14 protein-coding genes and 1 pseudogene are annotated in these 18,895 nt (G+C 57.6%); 9 read left to right on the top strand and 6 right to left on the bottom strand.

Going from position 1 to position 18,895, the window contains the following annotated elements; all coding sequences use genetic code 11:
• The first annotated feature begins 81 nt into the window (after window positions 1-81).
• The 3 genes from murQ to KTJ90_RS17655 all read left to right on the top strand — a co-directional run bounded on the left by murQ (window position 82) and on the right by KTJ90_RS17655 (window position 4,219).
• Window positions 82-993 carry an N-acetylmuramic acid 6-phosphate etherase gene (gene murQ / locus KTJ90_RS17665; protein ID WP_003855710.1) on the top strand — a complete coding sequence of 304 codons (912 nt, stop codon included), beginning with the start codon at window positions 82-84 and terminating at the stop codon, window positions 991-993.
• A complete protein-coding gene (gene murP, locus KTJ90_RS17660) occupies window positions 993-2,447 on the top strand; it encodes a PTS N-acetylmuramic acid transporter subunit IIBC (protein WP_499025612.1) in 1,455 nt (484 codons plus the stop codon). Before murQ ends, murP begins: the two co-directional genes overlap by 1 nt.
• 227 nt (window positions 2,448-2,674) lie before the next feature.
• Window positions 2,675-4,219 (top strand): methyl-accepting chemotaxis protein, encoded by a 1,545-nt coding sequence (locus tag KTJ90_RS17655; RefSeq protein ID WP_003855708.1) that lies wholly within the window; start codon window positions 2,675-2,677, stop codon window positions 4,217-4,219.
• Here KTJ90_RS17655 and KTJ90_RS17650 read toward each other — a convergent pair.
• The gene (locus KTJ90_RS17650; RefSeq protein WP_039660656.1) at window positions 4,216-5,181 is read right to left on the bottom strand and encodes an AraC family transcriptional regulator; all 966 of its coding nucleotides are present in this window, start codon (window positions 5,179-5,181) and stop codon (window positions 4,216-4,218) included. The genes KTJ90_RS17655 and KTJ90_RS17650 overlap by 4 nt on opposite strands.
• 105 nt (window positions 5,182-5,286) lie before the next feature.
• Between KTJ90_RS17650 and KTJ90_RS17645 the strand changes: the two genes are divergently transcribed.
• Window positions 5,287-6,474, top strand: coding sequence for an MFS transporter (locus KTJ90_RS17645; protein WP_499025609.1), 1,188 nt, complete (start codon window positions 5,287-5,289; stop codon window positions 6,472-6,474).
• 212 nt (window positions 6,475-6,686) lie between these two features.
• The gene (locus KTJ90_RS17640) at window positions 6,687-6,896 is read left to right on the top strand and encodes a YdgH/BhsA/McbA family protein (RefSeq protein ID WP_003855705.1); all 210 of its coding nucleotides are present in this window, start codon (window positions 6,687-6,689) and stop codon (window positions 6,894-6,896) included.
• Window positions 6,897-7,048: 152 nt separating this feature from the next.
• Here the strand turns inward: KTJ90_RS17640 and sbmA are convergent, their stop codons facing one another.
• Window positions 7,049-8,290, bottom strand: a complete 1,242-nt coding sequence (gene sbmA / locus KTJ90_RS17635; protein WP_008926625.1) for a peptide antibiotic transporter SbmA — start codon at window positions 8,288-8,290, stop codon at window positions 7,049-7,051.
• A gap of 275 nt (window positions 8,291-8,565) precedes the next feature.
• On the opposite strand from sbmA, the gene KTJ90_RS17630 reads away from it, so the two are divergent.
• The 3 genes from KTJ90_RS17630 to KTJ90_RS17620 are packed head-to-tail and all read left to right on the top strand — an operon-like array spanning window position 8,566 to window position 12,408.
• Window positions 8,566-9,300: a gluconate 2-dehydrogenase subunit 3 family protein gene (locus KTJ90_RS17630; RefSeq protein WP_499025606.1), complete on the top strand. Its 735-nt coding sequence runs from the start codon at window positions 8,566-8,568 to the stop codon at window positions 9,298-9,300.
• A gap of 2 nt (window positions 9,301-9,302) precedes the next feature.
• The gene (locus KTJ90_RS17625; RefSeq protein WP_039660652.1) at window positions 9,303-11,087 is read left to right on the top strand and encodes a GMC family oxidoreductase; all 1,785 of its coding nucleotides are present in this window, start codon (window positions 9,303-9,305) and stop codon (window positions 11,085-11,087) included.
• A gap of 10 nt (window positions 11,088-11,097) precedes the next feature.
• A complete protein-coding gene (locus KTJ90_RS17620) occupies window positions 11,098-12,408 on the top strand; it encodes a c-type cytochrome (RefSeq protein WP_499025603.1) in 1,311 nt (436 codons plus the stop codon).
• Window positions 12,409-12,453: 45 nt separating this feature from the next.
• On the opposite strand, the gene KTJ90_RS17615 is transcribed toward KTJ90_RS17620, so the two are convergent.
• A complete protein-coding gene (locus KTJ90_RS17615; RefSeq protein ID WP_003855702.1) occupies window positions 12,454-13,863 on the bottom strand; it encodes an MFS transporter in 1,410 nt (469 codons plus the stop codon).
• A 381-nt stretch (window positions 13,864-14,244) separates the two neighbouring features.
• On the opposite strand from KTJ90_RS17615, the pseudogene nadS reads away from it, so the two are divergent.
• A pseudogene (gene nadS / locus KTJ90_RS17610) lies at window positions 14,245-14,364 on the top strand (NadS family protein); the annotation flags it as partial.
• 80 nt (window positions 14,365-14,444) lie between these two features.
• Here the strand turns inward: nadS and abgT are convergent.
• From abgT to KTJ90_RS17595, 3 genes are all read right to left on the bottom strand, one after another.
• Complete coding sequence (abgT, locus tag KTJ90_RS17605; protein WP_008926630.1) at window positions 14,445-15,962, bottom strand: p-aminobenzoyl-glutamate transporter; 1,518 nt, start codon at window positions 15,960-15,962, stop codon at window positions 14,445-14,447.
• Between the two features lie 159 nt (window positions 15,963-16,121).
• Entirely contained in the window at window positions 16,122-17,564 is a 1,443-nt protein-coding gene (locus KTJ90_RS17600; protein WP_003855696.1) for a M20 family metallopeptidase, read from the bottom strand.
• Complete coding sequence (locus tag KTJ90_RS17595) at window positions 17,561-18,874, bottom strand: zinc-binding metallopeptidase family protein (RefSeq protein WP_499025600.1); 1,314 nt, start codon at window positions 18,872-18,874, stop codon at window positions 17,561-17,563. Before KTJ90_RS17595 ends, KTJ90_RS17600 begins: the two co-directional genes overlap by 4 nt.
• Between the last annotated feature and the right edge of the window lie 21 nt (window positions 18,875-18,895).

Here is an 18,895-nt window from a genome sequence, read left to right as displayed (position 1 = left end):
AAAAAAGATCTCACTCAATGAATTAATCATTCGTTATGATAGTGAGTAAATCGAATAATTTATTCCTTAGCGGAGCCCGCCATGAAACTCGACCTCAGCCAGATGCTCACCGAAGGCCGCAACCCGGCCAGCCAGAACATTGATGAACTCTCCACCGAAGCGATGCTGCGCGTCATTAATGACGAAGATAAAAAGGTGGCGCTGGCGGTTGAGGCCATCGTGCCGCAAATCGCCACCGCCGTTGACGCCATCTGTGCCGCGTTTCGTGCAGGTGGACGACTGATCTATTGCGGTGCGGGCACCTCCGGGCGGCTGGGCATCCTGGATGCCAGTGAATGCCCGCCTACCTTTGGCACGCCGCGTGAGCAGGTGATTGGCCTGATTGCCGGCGGCCACACCGCAATACTACAGGCGGTTGAAAACGCCGAAGATAACCGGGAACAGGGCGCGCAGGATTTGAAAGACATCCATTTTAGCCGCCATGACGTGCTGGTCGGTATCGCCGCCAGTGGTCGCACACCTTATGTGCTGGGTGCGCTGGCTTACGCGAATGAACTGGGCGCGACCACTGTGTCGCTTAGCTGTAATCCGGGCAGCGCGATGTCACAGGTTGCCGCCATTGCGCTCACACCCGTGGTCGGTCCGGAAGTGGTCACCGGCTCCTCCCGCATGAAAGCGGGCACGGCGCAGAAACTGGTGCTCAACATGCTCACCACCGGATCGATGATCCGCAGCGGAAAAGTCTATGGCAACCTGATGGTCGATGTGGAAGCCACTAACCAGAAACTGGTGCAGCGCCAGGTCAACATCGTCATGCAGGCTACGGATTGTGATGACGCGACTGCTCGTGCGGCGCTGACCGGCTGTGGCGGACACTGCAAAACCGCCATCCTGATGGTACTGGCTGACCTGGACGCCGATGAGGCCAAAGCGCTGCTCGGTCAGCATCAGGGCTTTATCCGTCAGGCGCTACAGGCAGCGGGGGCACGCTGATGGCGAAAATCACCGAGGCACTGTTACGCGACATCCTGCAGGCGGTCGGTGGTGCGCAGAATATCGCGGCCTGCGGTCACTGCATGACACGGCTCCGCCTGACGCTGAATCAGCCAGAACAGGCTGATCTTTCCAGGTTAAAAAGCCTGCCGGGCGTGCTGGGGGTCATCGACAGCGATGCGCAGTTACAGATTGTCGTGGGGCCAGGAAAAGCGCAAACCGCCGCCGAGGGAATGCAAAGCCTGCTGTCGCAGGGTGATACTGCAATGGCTTCGCAGGGCGAAACGGCGGCGCTTAGCCAGCTGGCAGCGCAGCAGAAGCAGCAGCTAAAGGCGAAACAGACCAGTGGGGTGCATCAGTTCCTGTCGCGCTTCGCCACTATCTTCACGCCGCTAATCCCAGGCTTTATCGGCGCGGGACTGCTGCTGGGATTTGCCACGCTGATTGAACAGAGTCTCCATCTTAATGCGCCCGGCGATCACGCGCCCTGGCTGCTGCACACCGTGGCGTACATGAAGGTGTTCGGCAAAGGGCTGTTCACCTTTCTCAGTATCCTCATCGGCTATAACGCACAGAAAGCCTTTGGCGGCAGCGGCGTAAACGGCGCCATCATCGCCTCGCTGTTTGTGCTCGGCTATGTGCCCACGGCCACCACCGGCTACTACAGCGGTATGGAGAGCTTCTTTGGTCTGACGATCGATCCGCGCGGCAACATTATCGGTGTGCTGATGGCGGCGATTATCGGGGCGTGGATAGAGAAACAGCTGCGCAAAATCATTCCTGACAACCTGGATATGATCCTCACCTCGCTGTTTACGCTGGTGATCACGGGCGCCATCACCTATCTGCTGATTATGCCGCTGGGCGGCGAACTGTTTAAGGGAATGTCGTGGCTGTTTATCCACCTCAATAACAATCCCTTTGGCTGCGCGCTGCTGGCTGGACTGTTCCTGATTGCGGTGATGTTCGGTATTCATCAGGGCTTTATTCCTGTCTATTTTGCGTTGATGGAAACCCAGGGATTTAACTCGCTGTTTCCGATTCTGGCAATGGCGGGCGCAGGCCAGGTCGGCGCATCACTGGCACTCTGGTGCAAAGCAGAAAAAGGCGCGCTGCTGCGGGCGCAGATTAAAGGTGCAATTGTCCCCGGCCTGCTTGGGGTGGGCGAGCCGCTGATCTATGGTGTCACGCTGCCCCGCCTCAAGCCCTTTATCACCGCCTGTGGCGGCGGAGCACTGGGCGGCTTTTTTATTGGATTGGTCGCGTGGCTGGGTTTGCCAGTGGGGATGAACACGGTATTCGGGCCGTCCGGGCTGGTCACTCTGCCACTGATGACCTCCAGCCAGGGCATCTTCGCCGGGATGGCAGTTTACCTGGCCGGGCTGATCGTCGCATGGACCGGCGGTTTTCTGCTCACCTGGTGGTTTGGCACCCGTAATGTTGACCTCAGTTAAGCCACTGCCGGAATTCTCCAGTCTGGCTAACGGATAAAAACAGATCAAAAGTGTGAAAGCCGCTGCAAAGTGGCTTTTTTCGCGGCAGAAATTAAAGCGTATTACTAAAGAGTCGGCGCGGGCATGCCGAAAATATAAAAAAGGGTAATCGTTATTTCTCAGCCCGCCGTTTTCACGCTGCGCCTCAGACTGTTGCGTGCAGGACGTCGGGTCTCCAAGGACTTTTGATGCGTAACAACCAGCCTGTCTCTCAGCGTGAATATCTGTTCGATGATCATGCGACACTGATGTCGACCACCGATCTCAACAGCCACATTACCTACGCCAACGACGCGTTTATCGAAGCAAGCGGATTCACTGCTGACGAGATCAACGGGCAGCCGCATAACATGGTGCGTCACCCCGATATGCCGCCAGAAGCCTTTGCCGATATGTGGGCGACGCTGAAGCAGGGCGAACCCTGGACTGCGCTGGTCAAAAACCGCCGGAAAAACGGCGACCACTACTGGGTGCGTGCCAATGCCATTCCGGTCGTACGCGACGGTAAAGTGCAGGGTTATATGTCCGTGCGCACCAAACCTACGGCTGAAGAGGTGCGTCAGACAGAAGTGCTCTATCAGGATTTTCGTGAAGGCCGCGCCAGAGGGCGACGTTTTCACAAAGGCCTGCTGGTGCGCAGCGGCTGGCGTCGTCCCGCCTCAATCCTGAAGACGCTGCCCCTGCGCTGGCGGATTCGCAGCACGCTGATGGCGTTACTGCCTCTCTCGGTGGCGGGCGTCTGGGCACTGGGCATGACCCACACTGCACTGGCAGGCTTTGCTGCGGGAATGGCTGCGCTGCTTCTGCTCTGCAGTGTGTGGCTGGAGCAGCAGATTTCACGTCCTATTGAGCGGATGTGCAAACAGGCGCTCCGCGTAGCGACCGGTGCCAGCCATCAGGTTGAACAGATGGATCGTGTGGATGAGGTTGGCGTCACACTCCGCGCCATTGGCCAGCTCGGATTGATGTTCCGCTGGCTGGTGGATGATGTCAGCGGCCAGGCGATCAATGTGCTGAGTGCCAGTGATGCCATCGCCCGCAGTAACAACGAACTGAGTCGCCGTACTGAACAGGCTGCGGCTAACGTGCAGCAAACCGCGGCGACCATGAACGAAATGACCGCGACGGTGAAGAGCAACACCGAAACTGCACATGAGGCGAATAGCCTCTCAGCCAGCACCAGTCACGCCGCCAGCAAAGGCGGCGATGTGATGACGGATATGATGGGCATGATGGGCGAAATTGCCGACAGCTCAACGCGTATCGCCAATATAACCAGCGTGATCGACGGCATTGCCTTCCAGACTAATATTCTGGCGTTGAATGCTGCGGTGGAAGCGGCGCGGGCAGGTGAGCAGGGTAAAGGCTTTGCAGTGGTCGCGGGTGAAGTTCGCAGCCTGGCGCAACGCAGCGCTAAAGCCGCCAGCGAGATTAAAATGCTGGTTGAAACCAGCAGCAGCCGGGTCAAATCGGGCAATGAGCATGCCAGCGCGGCGGGCCGGACGATGCAGGATATCGTGTCGCAGGTGCAGAATGTCACTGCGCTAATCGCCCAGATCAGTGCCGCCACGGCCGAACAGGCGACGGCGCTCAGCGAGGTCAGCTCAGCAGTAGAAGATCTCGATGATATCACCCATCAGAACGCTGCCCGCGTGACAGAAAGCGCCGAGGCGTCTGGTCGCATGACCCATCAGGCTAACCGTCTGGTGGAAGCGATCAGCGTCTTTCGCTAAGAAGCCAGCGCCTGCGTGCTTTCGCGTCCGGCACGCAGCGCGCCAGGCGACTGACCAACGATCCGCTTAAACGCGCGACTGAACGCCGCAATCGAGCCGTAGCCGAGATGATAGGCCACGGCTTCCACCGCTTCCCCATTGTTCACAATCCGCTGCACCGCCAGCCGCATCCGCAACTCCGTAAGATAACGCAGCGGCGTCATACCGGTGGCATTGAGAAAACGTCCGGCAAACACCGAGCGCGAACAGCCTGCCACGCTGGCCAGTCGCGCTACCGTCCAGTTTTCGCCCGGCTCCCGATGCATCGCGGCAATCGCCTGACTCAGACGCGGGTCGCGCATTGCCTGCACCAGCCCGCTACTCTGGCCGCAGCCGTTTTCTACCCAGCCGCGCACAATCAGTGCGGCCACGACATCCGCCAGACGCGACAGAATGCCGGCAAACCCCGCCTGACGCGTGCGTGACTCCCGCTCCATTGCGGCCAGGATCGGCTGAATCTCCGGGTACTGCGACAGCAGAGTGCTCACCAGCATCACATCCGGCATGGTATTGATCAGCGGCTGCATGCCGCCAAGCTCAAACGCCATGCAGGCGCTGAACAGCAGTACGCTGTGTTCGTCCTCACCGGCATCTTCCGGGGCGGCGATGGCGCAGACGCTGTCGCAGAGCGGCTTGCTCGCCATGTTTTTAATGCACTGGCAGTCCGCCTCCTCACTGGAGATCAGGCTGTGCGGTTTACCGTGTGGCACCAGCAGCGCATCGCCGCTGTTGAGCTGAAACACCTCGCCGGAGGCGCTGCGCACCAGCAGAGAGCCACGCCCGACAAAGTGGAACTGCGCCCGGCCCGGCGCGTGCTCGTAGCGCAACCCGAATGGCGCGCTTACCGCGATGCGCTGGTAGTTCACGCCATACAGGCGCATCCCCATCAGCAGTTCACTGGTCAGATCTCCATAGTGGCTCATGTGATTCCAGACGAATTATCAAAAATGAAGGTGTAAGCATCATAGATCGTCCTGATGCGACACTCTATGCTCACACTCACTTTTTTTATCTTCCGGAGAAGCAGCATGAGTCTGACAACCGAAGTGGCTGATGAGGTTTCCTCGCCGACCCGTCCCGCGTGGGGTGCGGTATTTGCCATGGCATTTGGGGTGTTCAGCCTCATCACCGCCGAATTTTTACCTGTGAGTCTGTTGACGCCGATGGCGCACAGTCTCGGTGTATCCGAAGGGCAGGCGGGACAGACCGTCACTATTACTGCACTGGTCGCGCTGTTTACCAGCCTGGTGACCGGCAGCGTCACGCGGCGAATTGACCGCCGTATTGTGATGCTGGTTTTTTCACTGTTGCTGATCGCCTCTGCGCTGATGGTGGCCTTTGCGGCTGACCTGACGGTAATCCTGCTGGCGCGGGTGCTGCTGGGTATGGCCATTGGTGGCTTCTGGACACTTTCAACCGCTATCACTATGCGTCTGGTGCCCAGCGATCAGGTGCCACGTGCACTCTCTATTGTGTTTAGTGGTATCTCGCTGGCGACAATTATCGCTACGCCGCTTGGCAGCTATCTCGGTGGACTGGTCGGCTGGCGCAACATCTTTATGCTGACCGCCGGGCTGGGCGCGGTGGCGCTGCTGTGGCAATTCTTTACGCTGCCCGCCATGCCGGCAGAGAACAAAGCCCGCAACGGCGGGGTGCTGGCACTGCTGCGTATCGGTGTGATGCGGTGGGGCATGCTGGCCGTGATCATGATGTTTACCGGCCACTTCGCCTTCTTTACTTATCTGCGTCCGTTCCTGGAAGGTGTCGCGCAGCTCAACCTCAATCAGCTGTCGCTGGCGCTGCTGGCCTTTGGCGTAGCGAACTTCTTTGGCACCTCGCTGGCCGGTTATCTGGTCACCCGCAGTGTGTCGCTGACGCTGAGTGGCATGGCGCTGTTAATGAGTATCACCGCGCTGCTGCTGGTGAGCTTTGGTGATGTCAGCTGGCTGGTCGGCGCGGGCGTGGCGATCTGGGGGATGGCGTTTGGTTCGATGCCAACCGGCTGGTCTACGTGGATTTCACGCGCGGTGCCGGATGATGCGGAATCGGGCGGCGGTTTACTGGTTGCCACTATCCAGCTGGCGATTACCGTTGGTGCGGCGGCAGGCGGCTGGATGTTTGACCTGCGCGGCGCAGGCGGTGTGTTTGTTGCCAGCGGCGTACTAATGCTGCTGGCTGCGCTAACTATCTTCAGCCGGGTAAGGCATCACGGATAATTCTCTGAAGGCAGCGCGTTATGCTGCCTTTTTTATTGAATATGGATTATTAACCTTTTGAGTGATAACTGTGCGAAATGTGCTTTTTATCATCAGTTTTATTGAATGAGTTAAGCAAAACCCTCCGCTTTTTACTGATCAACTTCAGGGCTAATATATCTATCAACAAGGCAGCACGCCTTACCTGATAAAAATTAACCGAGGAATTGACCATGAAATCTATCAAAACTTTTGCAGCTGTTATCGCCCTTTCTGTTCTGCCATTCGCCAGCTTCGCCCAATCTGTGACCGCTGTCGACTCTACGCTGGACGGTGCTGAAGCGAAAATCGCTGCGCAGGCTCAGGATGCTGGTGCTTCATATAAAATCACTGAAGCCTACACCAACAACGGCGTTCACATGACTGCTGAGCTGCTGAAATAAGCTGCACTTTACCCTCTGATGCTGACAGGACGCCTTCGGGCGTCCTGGCGGCGTTTCTGCTGAAATAAAAGATTTTACTTCCAGATTTTGCAAACGAAAAAGCCACTCTGACGAGTGGCTTTTTTATGTCAAAAAACGGCAATCCTCACCCGTTACACGTCTTCCGATGCCTCGCGCATCATCTCATCGTGCGGCACATCATCCAGAATCTGCTCAAAGCTGCGCAGACGCTTGTAGATCGACATCAGTTCGATCAGCGTTGACCAGGAGGCGATCAGATACTGGAACGAGCCGCGTACCTGATCAAACACGTTGGTGATCTGGTTGAGTAAGCCCAGCGTAATCGTGCCCGCGACAATCGACGGGAACAGCAGGAAAAGACCAAACACATTATCGACCTGCAGATAGAGAATGCGGGTGATATTGAAATAGAGATAATGGAAATAGAGTCGGAAGTAGTTAACCCGTACCCGACTGAACAGCTCCTGCACCGTTTGTGGCCCGGCGCGATCGGCATTGTCTTCTCCGTAAACCAGCTCTTTACGGTAGGCGGCTTCAACCCGCTGATTGCGGAACTCCAGCCCCGGCAGCTTAATCCCAACCAGCGCCAGCAACCCGGTGCCGAATACGGACCAGAGCACAGCGGCTATCACCAGCGCGTAAGGAATATTGCCGAGGATCGGAATATCTTTCACATGATGTGACAGCGCGACCAGCACCGGCAAAAACGCGACCAGCGTCATAATCGCCTGAATAAAACTCACCCCCCAGTTTTCCAGCGTGGTTGCAAACCGCATGGTGTCTTCCTGCACACGCTGTGCAGCACCTTCGACATGACGCAGGCGCTGCCAGTTGTGCATGTAGTAGTTATTCATGGCCGTACGCCAGCGGAAAACCCAGTGGCTGATAAAGAAGGAGTTGAGTACGCCAATCACCACCGCGATTAATGCGATGCCGAGAAAAGAGATAACCTCATGGTAAAACTCTGCAATCTGCACCGATCCCGCTTTGGTCAGCGCTTTCTGAATCAGATCGTAGAACGGGCCATACCAGGCATTAATGGCGACACCTACCTGCACGCCAAACCAGGTGACAAAGATGATCAGCGCAGAACCCCACACAGACCAGCGCCGCCATGGATGCGGATCAATAAGCCGCCAGGCCCCGGCAAAAATAGCTACCATTATCCAGTAATAGAGATAAAACCAGAGCTGACTTGCGGCAATAAAACGCGCCGCCGTCGTTGGGAGGGGCTGCTTCATTGCGGTTTCAAAAGTGGGCCAGATGCCTGGCAGATGGGCGGCAAAGCCGAACCAGGCAAAAATTGCTAATAAGCTCCAGACAGCCGCAGAGCTGAAAAACAGCGCTGGCCGCGGAAAAAAAGACTTAAACATAGGTACTCCGCTGTTGTGTATTGCTTGTTATAACGTTTTTGACGTGTCGCTGTCTGTAGTCTGTTGTTTCTGCTCATGACAGGAAGAAGATAGATGTTAATGAAATTGTGCGATTTTGTTTCTTTGAACTAAATCTTTGTGAATGGCAGTGATACAATATGCAGGTTTGTTACCGGTAACAAGCAGGCGCCACGCCTGTATCTGCTGATAAAAACCATTACAACGCAACCACCACTTTTTCATACCGCCAGTGAGTGCGGGAATGAGGCAATGTCATGTCAGAACAAAAAAAGGGTCATTCACGCAGGGATTTTTTGCTGAAGACAATTACCCTGGCGCCTGCGATGGCGGTAGGCTCCACCGCAATGGGCGCGTTCTCCCTTCCGCTGGCCGCGCAGGCGGCTAAAACCCCGGCCGCACCGCAGCAGGCACGTGATTACCAGCCGAACTGGTTTACCGCCGAAGAGTTTGCCTTTATTACCGCCGCCGTGGCACGCCTGATTCCCAGCGATGAACGCGGACCGGGTGCGCTGGAAGCGGGCGTGCCGGAATTTATCGATCGTCAAATGAATACGCCGTATGCCACGGGATCGAACTGGTATATGCAGGGTCCGTTTAATCCCGACCTGCCGAAAGAGCTGGGCTATCAGCTGCCGCTGGTGCCACAGCAGATTTACCGTCTTGGTCTGGCCGATGCGGATAATTACAGCAAAAAGCAGCACGGCAAGGTCTTTGCTCAGCTCAGCGGTGAGCAGCAGGATGCCTTATTGCAGGCGATGGAGAGTGGCAGCGCGGAATTCAGCCAGCTGCCGGCAAAAGTCTTCTTCAGCTTCCTGCTGCAGAACACCCGTGAAGGCTTCTTTAGCGATCCTATCCACGGTGGGAATCAGGGCATGGTCGGCTGGAAGCTGATCAACTTCCCTGGCGCTCGCGCCGACTTTATGGACTGGGTAGAGCGCGGCGAACGGTATCCGTTCCCGTCAGTGTCGATTCGCGGAGAGAGAAGCTAAGCATGGCAAACGAAATGAAAAAAGTGGATGCGGTCATTGTTGGCTTCGGCTGGGCAGGCGCGATTATGGCGAAAGAGCTGACTGAAGCGGGCCTTAACGTACTGGCGCTGGAGCGCGGGCCGCATCGTGATACCTATCCCGATGGATCCTATCCGCAGTCCATTGATGAGCTGACTTATAACGTCCGCAAAAAGCTGTTCCAGGACCTCTCCAAAAGCACCGTGACGATTCGCCATGACGCTTCTCAGACGGCGGTACCTTATCGCCAGCTGGCCGCGTTTTTGCCCGGCACCGGTACCGGTGGCGCAGGCCTGCACTGGTCAGGCGTCCATTTCCGTGTTGATCCCGTTGAGCTGCGGATGCGCAGCCATTACGAAGAGCGCTACGGTAAAAACTTCATTCCGGAAGGCATGACGATTCAGGATTTTGGCGTCAGCTACGATGAACTGGAGCCGTTCTTCGACAAGGCGGAAAAAGTCTTTGGCACCTCAGGCAGCGCCTGGAGTATCAAAGGTAAAGTGGTCGGCAAAGATAAAGGTGGTAACCCGTTTGCGCCCGACCGCTCAGATAACTTCCCGCTGCCCGCGCAGAAGCGTACTTACTCGGCGCAGTTGTTTGCTCAGGCGGCAGAGTCTGTGGGTTATCATCCTTATGATCTGCCCTCCGCCAATACGTCAGGTCCGTACACCAATACCTATGGCGCGCAGATGGGGCCGTGCAACTTCTGCGGTTACTGCAGCGGCTACGCCTGCTACATGTATTCCAAAGCGTCGCCGAACGTCAATATCCTGCCCGCGCTGCGTCAGGAGCCGAAGTTTGAGCTGCGCAACAACTCCTATGTACTGCGGGTCAATCTCAGCGATGACAAAACGCGTGCCACCGGCGTGACCTATGTGGATGGACAGGGCCGTGAGCAGGTTCAGCCCGCAGATCTGGTCATCCTTTCCGCCTTCCAGTTCCACAATGTGCATCTGATGCTGCTGTCGGGCATCGGCAAACCGTACAATCCGATGACCAACGAAGGCACTGTGGGCCGTAACTTCGCCTATCAGAACCTCTCTACGCTCAAGGCGCTGTTTGATAAAAACACCACCACCAATCCGTTTATCGGTGCGGGTGGTGCAGGCGTCGCGGTGGATGATTTCAACGCGGATAACTTCGACCATGGGCCACTGGGCTTTGTCGGCGGTTCGCCATTCTGGGTCAACCAGGCGGGCACCAAACCGATCTCTGGCCTGCCAGTGCCTGCGGGTACGCCTAACTGGGGCAGCAAATGGAAAGCGGCGGTAGCGGACACCTACACGCATCACCTGTCGATGGATGCGCATGGCGCTCACCAGTCCTATCGCGCCAATTACCTCGATCTCGATCCTAACTACAAGGATGCCTATGGGCAGCCGCTGCTGCGCATGACCTTTGACTGGCAGGATAACGACATCAAAATGGCGCAGTTTATGGTCGGTAAGATGCGCAATATTGCTGAAGCGATGAATCCAAAGATGATCATCGGCGGCGCGAAAAAGCCGGGCACCCATTTTGACTCCACGGTGTATCAGACCACCCATATCAGCGGCGGGGCGATCATGGGCGACGATCCCAAAACCAGTGCGGTTAACCGTTATCTGCAAAGCTGGGATGTGCCGAATGTCTTTGTTCCAGGCGCATCTGCCTTCCCGCAGGGACTGGGTTACAACCCGACCGGCATGGTGGCGGCGCTGACTTACTGGTCAGCCAAAGCGATTCGCGAACACTACCTGAAAAACCCCGGCCCACTGGTGCAGGCATAAGGATATGGCGATGAAAAATAGCATTCTGGCTCTGATTCTTGGCTCCCTGACGTTTGCCGCACTGGCGGAGAGCAACCAGGACGATCTGGTTAAACGGGGTGAGTATCTGGCGCGTGCCGGGGACTGTGTTGCCTGCCACACCAGCAAAGGCGGCGCGGCGTTTGCCGGTGGTCTGCCGATGGCGACACCCATTGGCACTATCTACTCCACCAACATTACGCCCGATCGCGACACCGGCATTGGTGAATACAGCTACGACGACTTCCAGAAAGCGGTGCGTCACGGCGTAGCGAAAAACGGCGAAACGCTCTATCCGGCGATGCCCTATCCCTCCTACGCCGTGGTCAGCGATGAAGACATGAAGGCGCTTTACGCTTACTTCATGCATGGCGTTGCGGCGGTTAATCAGCCAAATCGGGAGAGCGACATTCCCTGGCCGCTATCGATGCGCTGGCCGCTGGCGGTCTGGCGCGGGATTTTTGCGCCCGACGTGAAAGCATTCCAGCCTGCAGCAGAGGAAGATCCGGTGCTGGCACGCGGTCGCTATCTGGTTGAAGGACTGGGCCACTGCGGGGCCTGTCATACACCGCGTAGCATCACCATGCAGGAGAAGGCGCTGACTAACGAAGAGGGCAGCGACTATCTGGCGGGCAGCAGTGCTCCTATTGATGGCTGGACCGCCAGCAACCTGCGCGGCGATAACCGCGATGGGCTGGGGCGCTGGAGCGAAGACGATCTGCGTCAGTTCCTGCGTTATGGCCGCAACGATCAGACTGCCGCGTTCGGTGGCATGACTGATGTGGTGGAACACAGTCTGCAACACCTGAGCGAGTCTGATATCACGGCAATTGCGCGCTATCTGAAGTCACTGGGTGCGAAAGATCCCCATCAGGCAGCGTTCAGCGTGGATGATGCCACGGCAAAAGCGCTGTGGCGTGGTGATGACAGCCAGACGGGTGCTGCAACCTACGTTGACAGCTGCGCGGCATGTCATAAAACCGATGGCAGTGGCTATAAACGCTTCTATCCAGCGCTGCGCGGTAATCCGGTCGTTCTGGCGGACGATCTCACCTCCCTGATCCATATCGTGCTGGTGGGCGGGCAGTTGCCTGGCGTGAATGGCGCGCCCTCGACCATTACTATGCCAGCATTTGGCTGGCGTCTGAACGATCAGCAGGTGGCGGACGTGGTGAACTTCGTGCGCAACAGCTGGGGCAACACGGCGTCAAAACAGGTCAGCGCGAAACAGGTCGCTGAGCTGCGTAAAGATGAGAAAGATCGGTTGGGCAGTGCGGATATCAGCGTACTGGAAGGTAAATAACCGACAGTAACAGAGGCCGTCATCAACAGGATGACGGCCTTTTTTTTAAATATTCTCCAGATCGATTCCGCGTGTTTTCGGCCCGTAAATCCCTACCGACAGCATCACCATCACCATGCTCAGCACGATAAAGGTGATTACGCCTGGCGTGCCGGCATACTGCAATATCACCCCAATCAGAATACTGCTGAAGACCGTAGAAAGGCGACTGAAGGAGTAGCAGAAGCCGACTGCCCGCGCGCGGATATGGGTCGGGAAGATCTCGGTCTGATAGGCGTGGAAGCTGAAGGTCAGCCAGGCGTTGGACCAGGTGATCAGGAAGCCGCAGAGAATCAGCAACACTGGCTGCGTCTGGAAGGCGAACAGCGTGCCGAACACCACCGTCATCAGCGACGACAGGACGATCTGCCACTTATTCTCCAGCTTGTCAGCGTAGCGGCTGCAGATCAGCGAACCGAGCGGATAGGCCAGCGTGATGAAGAAGGCATAAAGCAAACTGTGCGTCACCGTGGCACCGTTGCCTGACAGCAGCGCAGGCAGCCAGTTACCAAAGCCGAAAAAGCCGATCGCCTGGAAAAAGTTCATCACCACCAGCATCAGGGTGCGCTTGCGGTAAGCGGGTGACCATATCTCGCTGAAACGCCCTCGTTTTGGCAGCTGCCCTGCGGCGTCATCGGGCTGAACAGCGGGGCCAGCCGGGATACCACAGCGCTGCTCCATCGTGGACAATACCTGATGCGCCTCCTGATGACGGCCCTGCTGCGCCAGCCAGCGTGCCGACTCCGGCAGATTTCTGCGCACCAGCCAGATCACCAGTGAACAGACCGCGCCTGCGATCACCACCCAGCGCCAGCCTTCAAGACTGAGCAGCGTTTGCGGAATCAGCCACCAGGACATCAGCGCCACGGCGGGTACCGACAAAAACTGCACGAAAAAAGAGAAGGCAAAGGCGCGGCTGCGAAGATGGGTCGGCACCCACTCCGACAGATAGGTGTCAATGGTCACCAGCTCGACGCCCAGCCCGATCCCCACCAGGAATCGGAACAGAATAATCATCTCCGCACTCTGCTGGAACGCCATCAGCAGTGAAAACAGCCCATACCACAGCAGCGCACACATAAAGGTCAGACGGCGACCAAAGCGGTCAGCGTAGGGCGCCAGCAGGCTGGCACCGAAAAACAGGCCGAGAAAAGTGGCCGAGGCGAATGCCGCCTGATCGGAGAAGCCCAGCACGCCTGCCGCGCCGGTGTGAAATACGCCTGCGGATAGCAGGCCGGTGCTGATATAGCCGGTTTCAAACAGGTCATAAAGCTCAAAAAAACCGCCCAGCGCCAGCAGCGTAATAAAGCGCCACAAACCGGTGGAGGAGGGCAGCGCATCAACCCGTGCGGCTAAGCTGTTGCGGGCCGCCGGTGAAGCGTGCAGTGGCGGCAGGCTGGTGGAGGTAGTGGTCATTTCAGCATGAACCTCAGGCAGTGTGGAGACGACTCGCAGCCGGTCAGATAAGGACTAACAGAGTTAACCGTTAGCAAGCGAAGAAATAGCAGAATAATCAATTCATCCGCCGTTGCCGAGCGGGGTGTTGCTGACGATTTAGCAATGTACGTTGCAGGTTTTGCCATCTGTGGCGCACGTACTCCGGCAGCGACGACTGGAGCAGCATCTGCATGCCGCAAATACCGGTCTGTCTCTCAGCCCGGTCACGTGAGGGCAGGTCCGCATGGATGCAAATGGCGTCCTTGCGCTAGCATAGTCCCGCTTTGTGACACTTTCTTCACGGACGCGGAAAAAGCTGAGCTGAAGAAGCAGACCCAATTACGGAAAGATGAGGTTAACGTGAGTTTTTTTGACGAGCTGAAAGCATCGCTGGAAGAAGCTGTTGAGATCAAAAACGGCGTCCGGGTGCCTGGTCGTGTTACGCGCTATACGGTGGCCGATGTGAAGGCTATTCGGGCACTCAACCCATGCCCCGATATCCCCCAGCCGGAAAAGAGAGAAAGCGCCACCGATAATGCCTGCATCGGTGGCACTGAGACTTAAGGCAGTTTCGGCCAGACACCCGGCCCAATTGGCAGACCCAGCAGATACCACACCATCAGCAGCGCTATCCAGCTGATAAAGAACACCAGCGGATAGGGGAAAATCAGCACGTAATAGGTGCCGAGCTGCGCATCTTTCTGATAACGCTGCAAAAAGGCCAGGAACAGCGGCAGGAAGGGCGACATGGGTGCCAGCGGCAGTACGGCGGAGTCAGCGATGCGGAAAATCATCTGAGCGAAGGCGGGATGAAAGCCGAGCAGCATAAACATCGGCACAAAGACCGGCGCCAGAATTGACCAGATTGCTGAGCCGCTGGCGATAAACATACAGAGAAACGCCGACAGGAACATCAGGCCCAGAAAGGCGGGCGCGCCGCTGACGCCTGCGCTTTCCAGCACATCGGTCAGCCCGATTGCCATGAATTTTCCCATGTTGCTCCAGTTGAAGAACGCCACGAACTGCGACAGCGGAAACACCATCACAATAAAGCCCGCCATGCCCTTCATCGGATCGACCAGCAGCTGCGGGATATCATCCGGACGGCGGATCTGCCGTGTCACCACGCCGTAAGCAATCGCCACCACAAAGAAGAACAGAATGATGATGGGCACAATGCCCTGAATAAAAGGCGAAGGAATGATGGCGCCGGTGGTGGGATTGCGTAGCGGTGCATTTTCGGGCACCACCAGCAGCGCCATCAGGGCGATAAACAGCAGCGCGGCGATCCCGGCGGCCCGCAAACCGCGGTTCTCCAGAGGCGTCAGTGCCGCCAGCTTCTCACCGTTGCCCTGCCACTGCGGCAGGCGCGGCTCGACGAATTTATCAGTGAGCAGCGCGCCCACTATCGTCAGCACAATCACCGAGGTCGCCATAAAGAACCAGTTGTCGATGACGCTGACATGCACCGTATCGCTGACGGCTTTAGCCGCTTCGGTGCTGATGCCCGAGAGCAGCACATCGGTGGTGACAATCAGCAGATTGGCGGTAAAGCCAGAGGCGACGCCGGCAATGGCCGCCAGCAGGCCTGCAACCGGATGACGGCCCACTGCCAGGAAGATCAGCGCACCAAGTGGCGGCATCACCACCAGCGCAGCATCCGAGGAAATATGGCTGAAGAAGGCGATAAACAGCACCATATAGCTGGCGTAACGACGGCTGACGCGCGACGCCATCTTCACCATCAGTGACTGTAGCAGGCCGACTTTTTCCGCCAGACCGGCACCAATCACCAGCGCCAGAATCGATCCCAGCGGGGTGAAGCTGCTGAAGTTTTTGATGATATTGGGCAGGATCCACTGAATGCCTGCGACGCTCAGCAGGTTGTTCACCCGCACCATTTCACCGTTACTGGGGTTCTTTACCGCCAGATCCAGTGCACTGATAATGGCGGTTGCCACCATCAGCACCACGATCAAATAAACAAACAGTAAGAACGGGTTGGGCACTTTATTGCCCACACGCTCGATCCAGCTGAAGAGCCTGCCGGGGCTTCGGTTCTCGGATGTTGCTTCCATGGTATGGGTTCTCGTCTTGTGTTTCCCCTATCGGCGCAGGCCCGGTCTGGCGTCGGTCATGGTATATGACCGACGGTGAGTTCAGAGTCGGCTCCGCTGAAGCAGGGATGTGTTTGCACTATTTTTATAGTGGTCCGTGTCAGAGACACGGCCGGTGGCTCATTCGGCTAGTTTTGTTGGTGTGATCCCCGCCGGGATCGGACAGATATAAGGCTGCGCGGCGCGCACCCGTTCAAACTCGGCCCGGCAGCCAGCCAGCGCCTGCGGATCCGTTAGCAGTGTTAACACCGTGGCCGCCATCACTTTGCCTGCCAGAAACATCCCCTTATGCCCGATAGTGGTGCGGCCCTGCGCCACCAGTTGCCAGGTGTGCAGCGGCGTGCCGAAGGTAAAACAGGGCGCAAAGCACTGTGCGGTCGGCGTCACCCAGCTGACATCGCCGACATCGGTGGAGCCATACAGCAGCTCACGCGTAACCGCATAGGGCGCGACCTCATCCATGAACAGCTTATTGCCCAGTTGCGCAGCCCAGGCATGACCGGCTTCGCCACCCGTACGGGCGGCATTGAGCCGGGCGTTGCGCAGATCGTCATCGGTCAGAGTGGCACGCAGTTCCGCCGCAAACGCGCGCTCTTCGTCGCTGTAGTCGGGCAAACCAAACTGATGCAAATAGCGCTCCATGACCGCTTCAAGTGCACGATTAGGCACGTAGTCTGAACAGGCTTTGTCAAAACGCACGGTCAGCGTGGTGTCGGTCATCAGTGCAGCGCCCCTGGCGATGTTAATCACCCGTTCGTAGATCGCCTGCGCCTGCGGCAGTTCCGGGGCGCGAATCAGGTAAAGCACCTCTGCATCGGCCTGCACCACATTCGGTGAAACGCCACCGCTATTGGTGATGGCGTAGTGCAGACGCGCTTCCTGCACGATATGCTCGCGCAGAAAGTTGGCACCGGTATTCATCAGCGTGACGGCATCCAGCGCGCTGCGGCCCAGGTGGGGAGAGTTGGCCGCGTGCGCCGCGATGCCTTTAAAGCTGAACGCCGCCTGGATATTGGCGAGCGTGCGCAAATTGAACATGCCGCTGAAGCCTTCAGGATGCCAGGTTACCGCGGCATCAACGTCGTCAAACAGCCCTTCGCGCACCATAAAAGTTTTGCCCGATCCGCCTTCTTCGCCAGGGCAACCGTAAAAGCGAACCGTGCCGCCCGTGTGATGCTGTTCCATCCAGGCTTTTACGGCGCACACCGCGGCTACACCTGCTGTACCGAGCAGGTTGTGGCCGCAGCCGTGTCCGTTGCCGTTAGCCTCCAGCGGCTGCGGCCGTGCACAGCCCGACTGCTGGCTCAGACCAGCCAGCGCATCGAACTCGCCGAGGATAGCGAGCACCGGCTTGCCGCTGCCCACGCTGGCGATAAAGGCGGTGTCGATGCCACCCACACCGCGTTCCACAGTGAATCCTTCTTTTTCCAGCGCGTCAGCCAGCAGAGCAGAGGATCGGGTTTCGGCAAAACGGGTTTCCGGCGTGTCCCAGATAGCGTCACTGAGCGTGCTGAAGCGGAGCTGATGGCGATCGATATACCCGGCAATAAATGCTTCAATCATTGTGATCCTCCGAACTGTGCCTGATTCAGCGCCAGTGTTGCCAGCAACGTGATGGCGTCTGGCATGACCCGCTCATCAAAGTCGAATTTCGCATTGTGGTGACCCGCCGCCAGGTCACAGCCAAAAATGACGTAAGAGGCCTGACCGCCACGCTGCTTTACGCGCTCCATCATGTAAGTGGCATCCTCCGAACCTGCCGCCTGCGCTTTACGATCGACCACAGAGTCGAATATGCCGAGTGCATCTGCCTGCTGATGGATAAAATCGACCCACGGCTGTGTCGGGGTACAGCTGCGTGCAGCACCCATTAATGAAACCTGCTGCTCAACGCCATACATCGCGGCTGCACCGTCAATCACCCGCAGCGCCTGCTGATAAATATCGTCATTAACCTGATTAGTGACGCCACGGGTTTCGACTTTCAGCAGGGCGCAGTCGGCCACCACATTGCGGCCGGTTCCTGCCTGTAGCACGCCAACGTTAACCCGCGCCACGCCGCCGCTGTGCTGTGTTAAGCCATGCAGCGCCAGCGTCGCCTGTGCGGCAGCCAGCAGGGCGTTGCGACCCTCTTCCGGGCGACCGCCCGCATGAGCACCGACGCCGGTGAAGTGAACATCCAGCTTGGTAGTAGCCAGGAAGCTGTCGCTGCCGCATACCACTTCGCCTGCCGGCACGCCGGTACCGATATGAATTGCGGTGAAACGCTCAACGTCATCGACCACGCCCGCCGCGACCATCGCTTTGGCACCACGCACACCCTCTTCGGCGGGCTGGAAGATCAGTTTGATTGTGCCGCTGAGTTCATCTTTCATCGCCATCAGCACGGAAGCGAGGCCCAGACCAATGGTGGTGTGACCGTCATGGGCGCAGGCGTGCATCATGCCGGCGTTGCAGGAGGCGAACCCTTCACGCTGTGGCAGATGATCGTCGGCCTGGCTTTCATTGAGATCCAGTGCATCCATATCGACGCGAAAGCCCATCACCGGACCGGGGCGACCGGTCTCAAGTGTCGCCACAATGCCGCAGAATCCGCCGGAGAAGTGGCTGATCCACTGCTGTAGCGCGCCCTGCTTTAGAGCGCGCGCCTCCTGCTGCTTCAGTACGGCTTCGTCAGGTAAGCCCATCCGCGCATCGGCGTCGATCACTTCACGGCCCAGCTCCAGTTGATAACCGAGCTTATGCAGTTCTTCTGCGACTAACGTCGCGGTGCGGAACTCCAGCCAGCCCGATTCGGCGTAGTGATGGAAGTCGCGACGCCACTGTTGCAGCTTTGGCAGCAGGGCGCAGACGTGCTCTGAAAGGGGTCTCATCGGCTCTCTCCTCGTTGTTGA

It is taken from the genome of Pantoea jilinensis, from assembly GCF_019104105.1.
Lineage (GTDB): Bacteria > Pseudomonadota > Gammaproteobacteria > Enterobacterales > Enterobacteriaceae > Pantoea > Pantoea eucalypti.
This window is presented reverse-complemented; position numbering and strand designations above follow the sequence as displayed.